At 66.7% G+C, this 13,710-nt stretch carries 11 protein-coding genes; 7 read left to right on the top strand and 4 right to left on the bottom strand.

The genetic code is table 11. From position 1 onward, the window contains the following. The 4 genes from LQZ87_RS12915 to LQZ87_RS12900 form a co-directional block, all read right to left on the bottom strand. Positions 1–370 (bottom strand): NAD(P)-binding domain-containing protein (locus LQZ87_RS12915; RefSeq protein WP_230103845.1); only part of this gene is annotated, 370 nt, incomplete at its 3' end. Then, positions 367–1,740, bottom strand: coding sequence for a mannitol dehydrogenase family protein (locus tag LQZ87_RS12910; RefSeq protein ID WP_230103844.1), 1,374 nt, complete (start codon positions 1,738–1,740; stop codon positions 367–369). The genes LQZ87_RS12910 and LQZ87_RS12915, both read right to left, overlap by 4 nt. Positions 1,741–1,742: 2 nt before the next feature. Then, positions 1,743–3,155, bottom strand: coding sequence for a glucuronate isomerase (gene uxaC / locus LQZ87_RS12905; protein ID WP_230103843.1), 1,413 nt, complete (start codon positions 3,153–3,155; stop codon positions 1,743–1,745). Between the two features lie 38 nt (positions 3,156–3,193). Then, entirely contained in the window at positions 3,194–4,933 is a 1,740-nt protein-coding gene (locus tag LQZ87_RS12900; RefSeq protein WP_230103842.1) for a glycoside hydrolase family 3 N-terminal domain-containing protein, read from the bottom strand. 240 nt (positions 4,934–5,173) lie between these two features. Between LQZ87_RS12900 and LQZ87_RS12895 the strand changes: the two genes are divergently transcribed. From LQZ87_RS12895 to LQZ87_RS12865, 7 genes are all read left to right on the top strand, one after another. After that, positions 5,174–6,022, top strand: coding sequence for a sugar phosphate isomerase/epimerase family protein (locus tag LQZ87_RS12895; RefSeq protein WP_230103841.1), 849 nt, complete (start codon positions 5,174–5,176; stop codon positions 6,020–6,022). Then, positions 6,019–7,041, top strand: coding sequence for a Gfo/Idh/MocA family oxidoreductase (locus LQZ87_RS12890; RefSeq protein WP_230103840.1), 1,023 nt, complete (start codon positions 6,019–6,021; stop codon positions 7,039–7,041). The genes LQZ87_RS12895 and LQZ87_RS12890 overlap by 4 nt, the downstream gene beginning before the upstream one ends. Further along, complete coding sequence (locus LQZ87_RS12885; RefSeq protein WP_230103839.1) at positions 7,038–8,204, top strand: Gfo/Idh/MocA family oxidoreductase; 1,167 nt, start codon at positions 7,038–7,040, stop codon at positions 8,202–8,204. Before LQZ87_RS12890 ends, LQZ87_RS12885 begins: the two co-directional genes overlap by 4 nt. A gap of 228 nt (positions 8,205–8,432) precedes the next feature. After that, positions 8,433–9,974 (top strand): ABC transporter substrate-binding protein, encoded by a 1,542-nt coding sequence (locus tag LQZ87_RS12880; protein ID WP_230103838.1) that lies wholly within the window; start codon positions 8,433–8,435, stop codon positions 9,972–9,974. A 69-nt stretch (positions 9,975–10,043) separates the two neighbouring features. Next, a complete protein-coding gene (locus tag LQZ87_RS12875) occupies positions 10,044–10,985 on the top strand; it encodes an ABC transporter permease (protein ID WP_230103837.1) in 942 nt (313 codons plus the stop codon). Continuing rightward, on the top strand, positions 10,982–12,772 hold the full coding sequence (locus LQZ87_RS12870) for a dipeptide/oligopeptide/nickel ABC transporter permease/ATP-binding protein (protein WP_230103836.1): 1,791 nt from the start codon (positions 10,982–10,984) through the stop codon (positions 12,770–12,772). Before LQZ87_RS12875 ends, LQZ87_RS12870 begins: the two co-directional genes overlap by 4 nt. After that, complete coding sequence (locus tag LQZ87_RS12865; protein WP_230103835.1) at positions 12,769–13,677, top strand: ATP-binding cassette domain-containing protein; 909 nt, start codon at positions 12,769–12,771, stop codon at positions 13,675–13,677. Before LQZ87_RS12870 ends, LQZ87_RS12865 begins: the two co-directional genes overlap by 4 nt. Positions 13,678–13,710 lie beyond the last annotated feature (33 nt).

Below are 13,710 nucleotides of genomic sequence, written 5' to 3'. Positions count from 1 at the left end.
TGATCCCCGTCTCGCGGACCTGCTTCTCCCGGCGGATCGTGTCGGGGAAGTACGCGTTGCCCCCATCGACGATGATGTCGCCCGGCTCGAACACCTCCACCAGCGCATCGATCACCGCATCCGTCGGACCACCGGCCTTGACCATGATGATCGCCGTCCGCGGCTTCACCAGACTGTCCGCGAACTCCTGGTACGTGGACGCCGGAACGAACCCGGCCTCGGGGTGCGCATCGAGGACCGCCTGCGTCTTCTCGAAACTCCGATTGAACACCGCCACCGTGTTCCCCTCACGGCTGGCGAGATTACGCGCCAGATTCGAACCCATGACGGCGAGTCCAACAACTCCGATATTCGCTGTGGCGGTGGTCATGCGGTCTCCTTCTTGAGCTGTGCGGTCACAGCGTCGACGATGTCGTCGTCAGCGGCGAGTGCGGGGTCGACGACGGCGAGCAGCGCGCGAACCGGGTCGGTCGCGCGGAGCGCCTCATCGATGGCCTTCTGCTTGGCATCTTCGATTCCAACGCCGATGCCGGCGCCGGTCTGCTGCAGCCGGATCCACGCGACGAGCGCGCGCATGGATGCTGCGCCGTCCCGACCGGCGGCCCGCTCCGCGAGCACCACCGGTGCGATGCGGACGCCGAGCTTGGTCGCGCTCTCCATGGCGATCTGCGCGAGGTGGTGGGCGATGCGCCCGTTGTCGAAGCGCTCAGACAGCTTGCGACGGTACTCGGGCAACTCGAGCGACTCGGGCAGGTGACGCACGTCCTCGTCCCAGAGTTCTTCGACCCAGGCACGGCACTCCGGATCGGCCATCGCGTCGGCCACAGTCTGGTGCCCGCGCAGAAGTCCGGCGCAGGCGAGCAGCGTGTGTGCGCCGTTCAGCAGCCAGAGCTTCCGCCGCTCGTACGGCTCGATGTCGTCGACGAAGCGCGCCCCCGCAGTCTCCCACTTGGGGCGTCCGTTCGGGAAGGCGCCGCTGAGCACCCAGTCCGAGAACGGCTCGGTGACGACGGGTGAGACGTCCTGCCAGCCGGTGAGGTCCTCGGCGGTGGCGCGGTCGGCGTCGGTCGTCCGCGGGGTGATGCGGTCGACCGAGGTCGACACGAACGACACTTCGGCTTCGATCCACTCGGCAAGCGACGGATCGACGGCTTCGGCGAGCCCGAGCACGCCGGTGCCGACGAACGGCCCGTTGTCGGGGATGTTGTCGCACGGCACGACGGCGAGGCCGCCGGACCCTGATGAACGACGCGCGGCGAGGCCGGCGATCAGGCGCCCGAGGACGGACTCCGGATCGCGGCCGGCGCGGAGCGCCTCGATGTCGGCGGCGACCACGGGGTCGGTGAGGTCCGGGGCGCCGTCCTGACCGAGGCGGTACGCCGTCTCGGTCACGGTCAGCGTGACGATGGCGGTCTGGGGGGCTGCGAGCAGCTCCTTCAGGCGTGCGACGTCGGAGCCGGCATCCGCCTCGACGAGCACCGTCATGATCTCCGCGCTGTCGCCGTCCGCTGCACGCTCGATGAGCGTGTACAGGCCGTCCTGCGAGGCGAGCTCCTCGGCGGCCTGCGGGCTGCGACCCGTGAACGCGGCGATGCCCCAGTCCGCGGCATCCTCGGCCCGCGCGGTGTACCAGGCCTGGTGGGCGCGGTGGAAGGCGCCGAGGCCGATGTGGACGATCCGGGGCTCGACGGTTGCGGTGTCGCCGAGAACCGCGCTGCGGCTGAGGGCGGTGGTGGTCATGGTCACAGCTTGAAGACCTTTCGAGGCTGGGCGTCCACGAGGTCGTGGGCGATCTTGCGCGCCATCGGCTCGTCGATGCGGCCCTCGGCCACCAGGCGTGCAAGGAAGGCGGAGTCGAGCCGGCGGGACATGTCGTGGCGGGCCGGGATCGACAGGAAGGCGCGCGTGTCGTCGATGAACCCGGAGCTGCGGTAGAAACCGGCGGTCTCGGTCACTGCAGCACGGAAGCGCAGCACCGCATCCGGTGCATCCAGGAACCACCACGGGGCGCCGATGTACAGGCTCTGGTAGAAGCCGGCGAGCGGGGCGATCTCGCGCGAGTAGGACGTCTCATCGACGCTGAACAGCACGAGGTGGAAGTCGGGGATGTTGCCGTAGCGCTGCAGCAGCGGACGCAGGGCGTCGACGTAGGTCGTGGCGACCGGGATGTCATGGCCGGTGTCCGGTCCGAACTGATCGAACGTGGCGCCGCTGTGGTTGCGGTACACACCAGGGTGCACGGTCATGACCAGGCCGTCCTCGACGGACATGCGCGCGGACTCCAGCAGCATGTGTCCCTGGAACACGGTGCTCTCGGCATCCGTCAGCTCGCCGCGCACGGCACGGGCGAACAGAGCGGCGGCGTCGCTCGCGTCGAGGTCGTAGGTGAGCGGCTGCAGTACGCCGTGATCGGCCGAGACCGCGCCGTTCGCGACGAAGTGCGCACGGCGCTCCTCGAGCGCGGAGATGTAGCCGGCATAGTCGTCGACGGCCGAGCCGCTCCACGCCGCGAGCCGCTCGATGTTCCCGACGAAGGCCGGGTTCGCGGGGTTCAGGTACGCGTCGGGGCGGAATGTCGGGGCGACGCGGCCGGTGAACGACGGGTCGGCGGCGAGCGCCTGGTGGGGCGCGAGGTCATCCAGCGGGTCGTCGGTGGTGGCGAGGAACTCGATGCCGAACTCGTCGAACAGTGCGCGCGGGCGGAAGCTGTCCCGTTCGAGCACCTCCTGGATGCGGTCGTAGATCGCGTCGGCGTTCGAGGCATCCGGCTGCTCGGTGAGGCCGAACAGCTCGGTGAACTCGTGGCGCAGCCAGTAGCCGGATGCTGTGCCCGAGAACAGGTGCCAGTTCTCGCAGAATCGGCGCCATGCCGCCCGAGGGTCTGCCGTGGGAGCGCCGCCGGAACGGTCGGGGATCGACAGCTCGTTCAGCGGGATGCCGGAGGCGTGCAGCAGCCTGGTCACGTAATGGTCGTAGCGCAGCAGCAGCTCGGTCGGGTTCGGGAACGCCTCATCGTCGAGCAGCAGGCCAGGATCGACGTGACCGTGCGGGGAGATGATCGGCAGGTCCGCGACGCTTTCGTAGAGGCCGCGGGCGATGTCGCGTGTGCGCGGGTCGACCGGCAGCAGGCGGTCGGGGTCGGAGTGCAGTTCCATTGGTGCTTCCTTGCTGGATGGAATGGTTCGCGGATTCGTCACAGTCGGGTGCCCCAGATGTCGCCGCACCAGACGTTCTCGTTGAACGACCCGGTGAACTCGGATGCTCCGGTGATCTTCTCGACGGTGGCGCGGATGGCCTCGCGCGACGGCGCGTAGGAGTGGATCATCGTCTTCACCATCGGCACGTCGACCAGGTGGTTCGGCTGCTGGAGCGAGACGAACACGGTGGGCACCTCTGTGACGTACCACGGGATCTCCGAGGCCATCGGCGTCGACCAGCGGATGCGAACCGTGGCCTCCTGCGCGAAGCCCGAGACGTTCGCGAACACGATCGCGGCGTCGTACAGGTCGGCGTAGCCGCCGTTGGCCTCCTCGGCCATGACGGTGTGGAAGTAGACGCCCTCTTCGCCCTCGGCCTGACGCTGCAGAGCGTTCTTGAAGACGTGGACCTCGAAGCCGGCGCGCTCGAGCTCTTCGCGGGCCACGTCGAGGTAGCCGCTCGGATCCGTGCCGGTGAAGTCCGACTGTCCCGTGACGCCGTACAGGCGGATGCGCGGGTGCGTGGACGGGCTCAGCGGCAGTGCGCTCTGGGTGTCCTTGACGAGGGTGATGGTGCGGTCTGCGACCTCGGCCGCGATCGCGCGGTGCTCGTCGCTGCCGATGGTCTTGAGCGCCGAGGCGGGTGGAACGAGCTGTTCGCGCGGCGCGGTGTGCAGGCCGAGCGAGGCCTTCAGGCCGAGGATGCGGGTCAGCGCCTCGTGCAGGCGTGCTTCGCTGACGACACCGCTCTCGATGCCCGCTCGCAGGTAGCCGAGGTCTTCTTCGGCGTCGCGGAAGAAGAGGAACATGTCGCAGCCGGCGGCGATCGCTGCAGGCACGGCGTCGCTGCGCTTCATCGCCTGGGTCATGCCGATCATCATCGACGCGTCGGTCAGGATCAGCCCGTTGAAGCCGAGTTCGCCGCGCAGCAGATCCTGCAGCAGCTCGGGAGCGAGCGTCGCCGGGAGGATCTCGGCATCCGTCAGCTCGGGGCGGAACCGGCGTGACAGCTCGGGCGCACCGATGTGACCGATCATGATCGACTGGACGCCGTGCGCGATCAACTCGCGGTAGACACGGCCGTAGCTCTCGTCCCACTCGTCGTAGCCGAGCGTGTTGTAGGTCGTTACGACGTGCTGGTCCCGCTCGTCGACGCCGTCGCCGGGGAAGTGCTTCATGGCGGCGGCGGAGCCGGTCTCGGACAGACCGTCGAAGTAGCGCTTGGCACGCTCGATGACGATGTCGGCGTTGTCGCCGAACGAGCGGGTGCCGATCACGGTGTTGCGCCAGTTGCGGTGGATGTCGACGATCGGCGCGAACGCCCAGTTGCAGCCGATGGCCGCCGTCTCGCGTCCGCCGACGAGACCGAGGCGGTAGGCGTCATCCGGGTCGGGGCTGGAGCCGGCGCCGAGGTGGGTGGTGACGAGGGTGCCGTCGTCGATGCTGCCGGCGCCGCCCATCTCGGGGTTCGAGGCCACGAGGAGCGGCACCTTGGCGACGGACTGCGCGTAGCGGATGTGCTGCTGCACAGTGGCCGAATCGGCACCCATGAAACGGATGCCGCCCACGCCGTGCCTGCCCACCACGTCGTCGAGGTACTTCTCGTCGAACGAGACGTTGAGGTTGATGAAAAGCTGACCGATCTTCTCGTCCAGCGTCATCGACGCGATGGTGATCTCGACCCAGTCGATGGCGTCGCGATCGAGGTTGAATGGGGCGTGAGACAGATCGACCATGATGTTGTCCTTGATTTCGTCCGCGGGATCGGTAAGAGCCATTCTGTCGTCCCGTCCGATGTTTGTCAATCGGTTGCCAAAGAGTCGACGGCCAACATCTCACGGGGCTGTTGGCGAAGACGGTATCAGCGAGTCGGGGTTTGGCAAGCGGTTGCGAAACGCGAGGGATGTACCTAAGCTGACCCTGTTCCCTTGCCACGCAAGGTTCCCAAGGCTGCGAACGAGCGAAGGCGGTAGTCAATGGCTGACACGACGGTGACCTGGACCCTCTCCGGATTCGGCGACGAGATCGATCCCGATCCTCATGTTCAGGTGGCGGTGCTCAAGGCACTCGGCGCCGAGCACATCGAGGTCCGCAGTGCGTGGGGGGTGAACGTCGTCGACCTGAGCGACGAGCAGCTCGCCGATCTCGCGAAGCTGCTGAAGGATGCCGGTATGGGCGTCTCCGCCGTCGCATCCCCGATCGGCAAGGTCGACATCTCCCTCGACGCCGAGCTCGAGGTCGAGCGGCTGCGGCGCATCATCCGCGTCGCGCACGCGCTGGAGACCCCCAGCATCCGGATCTTCTCGTTCTTCCGCGGCGAGGACGTACCCGTCGAGAGCACGCGCGACGCCGTGATGCTGCGCATGCGCGCCCTCGCCGATGAGGCGGAGCGCGAGAAGGTCACGCTGCTGCACGAAAACGAGAAGGACATCTACGGCGACACACCCGAGCGCGTCCTCGACCTCGTCGAGACCGTCGGGTCATCGGCCCTGCGTCTGGCCTGGGACAGCGCGAACTTCGTGCAGGTCGGCGTCGCCCACCCGCACGACGACGGCTTCGCGAAGCTGCGCCCGTACCTCGATTACCTGCAGGTGAAGGATGCCGTGGCCGAGACCGGCAGCGTCGTTCCGGCCGGCCAGGGAGACGGGCAGGTGCTCCAGACGATCCAGGCGCTCGCGGCCGACAGCTACTCCGGCTTCGCGTCGCTCGAGCCGCACCTCGACGAGGCGCACGCGCTGGGCGGATTCTCGGGACCAGCCGCATTCGGCGAGGCCGCCCGTGCCTTCGCAGGTCTCCTCGCCCAGTCGGGCGTGGCAACGCGATGACCGTGCGTGCGGCCGTCATCGGGCTCGGTGACATCTCCGCGCTGCACCTCGCCGCGATCGAGCTCCTCGGCGATGTGGAGCTCGTCGCCGTCTGCGACGTGGATGCTGACCGCGCAGCGGCGGGAGCCGAGCGCCTCGGCGTACCGGCCTACGCCGACCACCGCGAGCTGTTCGCCGTCGAGAAGCCCGATGTCGTGCACATCACGACGCCGCACTCCGAGCACGCTGCGGCGGTCATCGACGCTCTGGATGCCGGCATCAATGTCATCGTCGAGAAGCCGATCGCCCGCGACCCGCAGCAGGCCGCAGCAGTCGAAGCCGCAGCGGAGCGCAGCAGCGCGAAGATCGCGGTGTGCTTCCAGAATCGCTACAACACTCCGGTGAAGGCCGCCAAGGAGCTGCTCGAATCGGGTGCGCTGGGTGCGATCAGTGGAGCCTCGGCGACCGTCATCTGGCATCGCACTCCGGCGTACTACGAAGCCGCCCCCTGGCGCGGGACGTGGGAGGGCGGTGGCGGCGGACTCCTGATGAACCAGGCCATCCACACCCTCGACCTGCTGCGCTGGCTGGTGGGCCCGGTGTCGTCGGTCGCCGGCACGGCATCCACCCGCGCCCTGCCGATCGACGTCGAAGACACCGCTGAGCTCACCCTCACGCACGCGGGCGGCATCCGCTCCGTGTTCTACGCAACCAACACGCACGCGGCGAACGCACCGATCACGGTCGACATCATCGCCGAGAACGGGCTGCTGAGCCTGCGCGACGAACTCACCGTGACGTATGCGGACGGGCGCGTCGAGACGGTCGCCGAGGAGACTCTCGCCACCGGTGAGCGCGCGTACTGGGGCGTGTCGCACGAACGCCTCATCGCCGACTTCTACTCGCGCCTCGACGACCCTGAGCCGTTCTGGATCACGCCGGCCGACGGCGCGCGTCTGGTCGACATCATCCACGAGGTCTATCGAGGGTCCTACCCCGAGCAGACCGCACAGCTCACACGAAACGGAGTACACCAATGACGGACAAGAAGGTTCGCCTGGGCATCATCGGCCTGGGAGCAGAGGGCGGCATGTACGCCAAGCTGATCTCCGAGGGCAAGGTACCCAACATGGAGATCGGCGCGATCAGCGACATCCTGCCCGAGAAGAAGGCAGCAGCCGCCGACTACGGCGTCGCGTTCTACGAGGACTACATCGCAATGATCGAGTCCGGTGATGTGGACGCCATCGTCACCTGCGTACCGCACTACCTGCACCCCGAGATGGGCATCGCCGCCCTCGAGCGGGGGGTGCACACGCTGCTGGAGAAGCCGGTCGGCGTCTACACGAAGCAGGCGCGCGAGGTCATCGACTTCGCAGCATCCAAGCCCGAGCTCACGTTCGGCGTGTTCTTCAACCAGCGCACGAATCCGCTGTACGTCGACCTGAAGGTGCTCATCGACTCCGGCGAGCTCGGAGCCCTCCGCCACACATCCTGGATCATCACCAACTGGTGGCGTCCGCAGGGCTATTACGACCAGTCGGACTGGCGCGCCACCTGGGGCGGCGAGGGCGGCGGTGTTCTGGTCAACCAGGCGCCCCATCAGCTCGACCTCTGGCAGTGGATGTGCGGAGTGCCCAAGGCGGCCTTCGCGAAGCTCGGTTTCGGTTTCCGCCGCGACATCGCGGTGGAGGACGAGGTCAACGCGATCGTCGACTTCGGAGACGGAGCCACCGGTCACTTCATGACGGCGACCCACGATCTCGTGGGCACCGATCGCCTCGAGATCCTCTTCGACAAGGGAAAGATCGTCGTCGACAACTCCAAGACGGTCACCATCACGCGCCTGAAGGACACCGAGCAGGTGCTGTCGAAGGACATGACAATGGAAGACGTCATGAAGCTCTTCATGGGCCAGTTGAACAGCGCAGAGCTGTACGAGACCGAGACCAAGGAGTACGAATCGGTCTGGGGTCTCCAGCACGCGACCGTGATGGAGAACTTCGCGGCGAACATCCTCGACGGCACACCGCTGATCGCGCCGGGCCCCGACGGCATCAACGGCGTGCGCCTCGCGAACGCCATGCACCTGTCCGCGTGGACGGGCGAAGAGGTCGACATGGTCGACTTCGACGAGCAGCGCTACCTCGATGAGCTGAACGCGCGCATCCGCGCAGAGGGCACGTTCGCCGAGCGCAACTGACGATTCCTCCACTGACGCCCCGTGCGTTCCGCGATGCGGAGCGCACGGGGCGTTTGTCGTATTCCGAAGTGTTTGTCTCGGGGATGTCACATTTTTGTCAATCGGTTGCCATTGCGCATCTGGTGCTCTAGCGTTGGCCTTGCCGCCGCGACCTACCCCGCGTGGCAACCGATTGCACCTCTTGGTCAATTGCACCTCAGTGTTGAGAATCCTTTCAAGGAGAGAACAATGAAGTTTCGTCCCCTAGCGGTCTCGTTGACCGCCATCACAGCAACAGCGCTCGTCCTCAGCGGCTGCGCCGGCAATGCCGGGAACGCCGGCGACGGCGACGGCGGATCAGGTTCCACCGGCGGCACTCTGACGCTCGGCTCGGTCTCGAACATCACGTCGTTCGATCCGGCGCAGGCGCACCTGGGCCACCAGATGCCGATCTACCAGGCGGCGTACGACACGCTCATCCTGCGCGAGCCCGACGGCACGCTCTCGCCGATGCTGGCCACCGACTGGACCTACAACGACGACAACACCGTCCTCACGATGGATCTGCGCACCGACGTCACCTTCACCGACGGCGCGAAGTTCGACGCCGAGGCTGCCAAGGCCAACCTCGATCACTTCCTCGAGGCGAACGGCCCGGACGCGAACCAGGCCAAGTCCATCGAGTCCGTCGACGTCGTCGACGAAGACACGATCGACGTCAACCTCACGGCAGCCGACCCGGCGATGACGTATTACCTCAGCCAGGCCCCCGGCCTGATGGGAAGCCCGGATGCCCTCGGTTCCGAAGGCATCAAGACCGACCCGGTCGGTTCTGGTCCGTACACGCTCGACACGGCCAGTTCGGTCAACGGTTCGCAGTTCTCGTTCACGGCGAACAAGGACTACTGGAACAAGGATCTGCAGAAGTACGGCAAGGTCGTCTTCAAGGTGCTCCAGGACCCGACTGCACGCGTGAACGCCGTCGTCTCCGGTCAGGTGGATGCCGTGCTGCTCGACGCGACGACGATCAGCCAGGCGGACAAGGCGGGACTGAAGAAGACCGCGTACACGGTCGACTGGCAGGGACTCTTCCTGTTCGATCGCGAGGGTGCCATTGTTCCCGAGCTCGCCGACGTTCGCGTGCGGCAGGCGATCAACTACGCGTTCGACCGCGAGACCATGCTCAAGGAGCTGCAGTTCGGCGAGGGCGAGGTCACCGCTCAGGTGTTCGGGAAGACGAACGACGCGTACATCCCTGAGCTCGACGACGCCTACTCGTACGACCCCGAGAAGGCGAAGGAGCTGCTCGCCGAGGCCGGCTACGAGGGCGGCTTCACGCTCAACATCCCGATGCTTCCTGGCACCGAGAGCATCATGGCCATGGTCAAGCAGCAGCTGGCCGATGTGGGCATCACGGTGAACCTCGCGACCTCGCCCCAGGACACCTACGTGCCCGACATCATCGCCGGCAAGTTCCCGACCGCCTGGTTCAGCGTCTTCCAGGGCGAGCCGTGGGTTGCGATCCGCCAGATGATCGCGACGGATTCCGCGTACAACCCGTTCAAGACGACCTCGTCCGAGCTGCAGGCCGACATCGACGCCGTGCAGACCGGTGGCGAGGAGAGCGGCGAACTCGCCCAGAAGGTGAACCAGTACGTCACCGATGAGGCATGGTTCGCGCCCTTCTACCGGGTGAACCAGCTGTACTACAGCGACGACTCGAAGGTCACGCTCGTGCCGCAGGTCCAGCAGGCCGTGCCGAACCTGTACAACTACTCGCCGGCATCCTGACGGATGAGTGGGGGGAGGCAGACGCCTCCCCCCACGATCCCGGATCAATCAACGGATCGAAATGACACCATGCTGACCTTCATCCTCAAACGCCTCTTGGCGGGCGTCACCGTGTTGGTCGCCATCTCGGTGGCGACCTTCTTCCTCCTCTACTTCTCGAGCTCGAACATCGCGCGCAACATCCTCGGCGAATTCGCCACTCAGGATCAGATCGTCGCGAAGGAGCACGAGCTCGGTCTCGACCAGCCGCTGTTCGTCCGGTTCTTCCAGTGGGCGGGTCACGCGATAACCGGCGACCTCGGCACCTCCTGGATCACGAGTCAGCCCGTCGCCCAGTCGCTCATGCTGCGACTGCCGGTCACCCTGACACTCGTCATCGTCTCCATCATCGGCATCGCGATCATCGCCACGCTCATCGGTGTGGCCGCCGCAGTGCAGCGCGGCTGGATCGACCGCGTCGTGCAGATCGGAGCCGTCATCGGCGAGGCGATCCCCGAGTTCGTGCTCGCGATCATCCTCGTCACCGTCTTCGCGATCCAGCTCGGATGGTTCCCCGCGACAAGCAGCATCCAACCCGGTCTCCTCGACGCCGCCTGGATCGCCTCGCTGACCCTGCCGGTGATCGCGATCGTCGTCAACGGGCTCACCAGCAGCGCGCAGCAGATCCGCAGTGCCGTGATCGCGCAGCTCGAGAAGGACTACGTCCGAACACTCCGTAGCCGCGGCATCCCCGAGCCGGTCATCCTGTTCAAGCACGTCCTGCGCAGTGCCGCGCCGGCCGGGCTCACCGTCCTGAGTCTCCGCTTCATCGGAATGCTCGGCGGCGTCGTCATCATCGAGCAGATCTTCGCGCTGCCCGGCATGGGCGCACTCGCGGTGCAGTCGACCACCCTGGGCGACACGCCCCTGGTCATGGGTGTCGTCATGTACACCGTCATCATCGTCATCATCGTCAACCTGCTCGTGGATCTCGCGAACGGATGGCTCAATCCGAAGGTGCGTGTCTCATGAGCGAACCTGTCCCCGTCGTCGAGGTGAAGGCGTCGCAGGCGACCATCGCCCGCACGCACGTCTTCAAACGCATCATCCGCAACCCCATGGGGCTCACCGCGCTGATCGTGCTCGCCGTCCTCGTGCTCGTCGCGGTCTTCGCGCAGCTGATCGCGCCGTTCGATGCGAACTTCGCCAACATCTCCAAGACGCTGTCGTCTCCCGATTCGGTGAACCTGCTGGGCACGGACAGCGCCGGTCGCGACACTTTCAGCCGCCTCGTGCTCGGCACCCAGACGACGTTGCTGTCCGCACTGCTGTGCGCGGTGGTCGCGATCGTGCTCGGTCTGCCGTCCGGACTCATCGCCGGGTACTACGCCGGTCTGTTCGACTCGATGTCGAACTGGGTCGTCAACGTCCTCATGGCCATCCCGGGCATCATCCTGCTGCTGACGATCCGTGCGGCGTTCGGGCCCTCGGTGTGGATCTCGATGATCGCGTTCGGCATCCTCATCAGCCCCGGCTATTTCCGCTTGACCCGCACCGCGGTGCAGTCGGTCCGCAACGAGCTGTACGTCGACGCGGCGCGCGTCTCCGGCCTGAGCGACAGCCGCATCATCTCCCGCCACATCTTCTCGGTGGTTCGGGCGCCGATCATCATCCAGACGGCGATCGTCTGCGGTGTGGCGATCACCGTTCAATCCGGACTCGAGTTCCTCGGTCTCGGCGACCCCGCCGTCGCCACCTGGGGCGTCATGCTCGCCGAGGGGTTCAAGAACGTCTACCTCAACCCGTTGCTGCTGGTCTGGCCGGCGGTCGCCATGGGGCTCGCCATCGGTGCGCTCGTGCTGCTCGGCAACGCCGTGCGCGATGCGCTCGAGGACCGCGAGAAGGTCAAGGCGACCAAGGGGGCCAGGCCGGTCGCACCGCGCAAGACCGAGATCGTGGAGCCGGAAGGCGACCACCTCGTATCGGTCTCGAACCTGGCCGTCGGCTACCCGCAGGCCGAAGGGGTCGTCAAGGAGGTCGTGCGCGACGTCTCATTCACGGTCGCTCGGGGTGAGGTGCTCGGCATCGTCGGCGAGTCCGGCTCGGGCAAGTCGCAGACCGCGTTCTCGATCCTGGGGCTGCTCCCGCCGGAGGCGCGCATCGTGTCGGGTGCGATCAAATTCGACGGCGAGTACACCGTCGCTCCCGGCGACGAGACCGTCAACCAGTCGCGGCTGTCGAAGCTGCGCGGCACGCGCATCTCGTACATTCCGCAGGAGCCGATGTCGAACCTCGACCCGGCCTACACGATCGGCTCACAGCTCGTGGCGCCGATGATGCGGGTGCTGGGCATCAGCAGGTCGGAGGCGAGGGGGCGGGCGCTGAAGCTGCTGGCCGATGTCGGCATCGTGAACCCCGACCGCACATTCGCCGCGTATCCGCACGAGGTCTCGGGCGGTATGGCACAGCGCGTCCTGATCGCCGGCGCCATCAGCTGCGAACCCGACCTCATCATCGCCGACGAGCCGACCACCGCGCTCGATGTCACGGTTCAGGCCGAGGTGCTCGACCTCATCCGCGACCTGCAGGTGCGTCTGGGTGTCGGCGTGATCCTCGTGACGCACAACTTCGGCGTCGTCGCCGACCTGTGCGACCGCGTGGTCGTGATGCAGAACGGTCGGCTCGTCGAGAGCGGCGAGGTGCGCGAGGTGCTGCGCAATCCGAAGGATCCGTACACGATCAGGCTGTTGTCCTCGATGCTCGAGGGCAAGGAGCCCATGAAGATGCTCGTGACCGCAGAAGGAGGCTCGCAGTCATGACTGCTTCGACAGACGCCCGCGCACTGCTCGATGTCGACAACCTCGTCGTCGAGTACCAGGGCAAGGGTTTCCGCGCCCGGCCGTTCCGCGCGCTCACCGACATCTCGATCGAGATCGGTGCGGGGGAGACCCTGGGGCTCGTGGGGGAGTCCGGCTCGGGCAAGACGACGCTCGGACGCGCTGTGCTCGGACTCGCGCCGGTGACGGCCGGCTCGATCACGTTCGAGGGCAAGGACATCAGTCATGCCTCGCGCAAGCAGCGGCAGAAGCTGAGCCGCGACCTGCAGGTGGTGTTCCAGGATCCGTACACGTCCCTGAATCCCGCCATGGAGATCGGCGACATCCTCGCCGAGCCGCTCGGCATCCAGGGCATCGGCAAGGCCGAATCGCGCAAGCGGGTCAAGGAGCTGCTCGACCAGGTGAACCTGCCCAGCGACGCGCTGCATCGTCAGCCCCGGGAGTTCTCCGGCGGTCAGCGTCAGCGTGTGGCGATCGCCCGTGCGCTCGCGCTCTCGCCGAAGCTCATCGTCTGCGATGAGCCGGTCTCGGCGCTCGACCTGACGACGCAGGCGACCGTGCTCGACCTGTCCCTGCAGATCCAGCGCGACACCGGGGTGTCGTACCTGTTCATCTCGCACGACCTCGACGTCGTGCGTCACATCAGTCACCGCGTCGCGGTGATGTACCGGGGCGAGATCGTCGAACAGGGCGAAGCCGCCCAGGTCACGACGGATCCGCAGCATCCGTACACGCAGAAGCTGCTGCTCGCCGCTCCTGTGCCCGATCCCGACCGGCAGCAGAAGCGTCGGCAGGACCGGCGTCGCCTCGCCGCCGAGATGGCGGGCCAGAGCGCCTACCACCCGACGGAGGCCCCGACTGGCACCGTTCGCAGTGTATTACGGTAGATCGAGGTCTCAGGGGACCGCTCTCCCCGAGAC

This window comes from Microbacterium sp. Bi121, assembly GCF_918698005.1.
Classification (GTDB): domain Bacteria; phylum Actinomycetota; class Actinomycetes; order Actinomycetales; family Microbacteriaceae; genus Microbacterium.
This window is presented reverse-complemented; position numbering and strand designations above follow the sequence as displayed.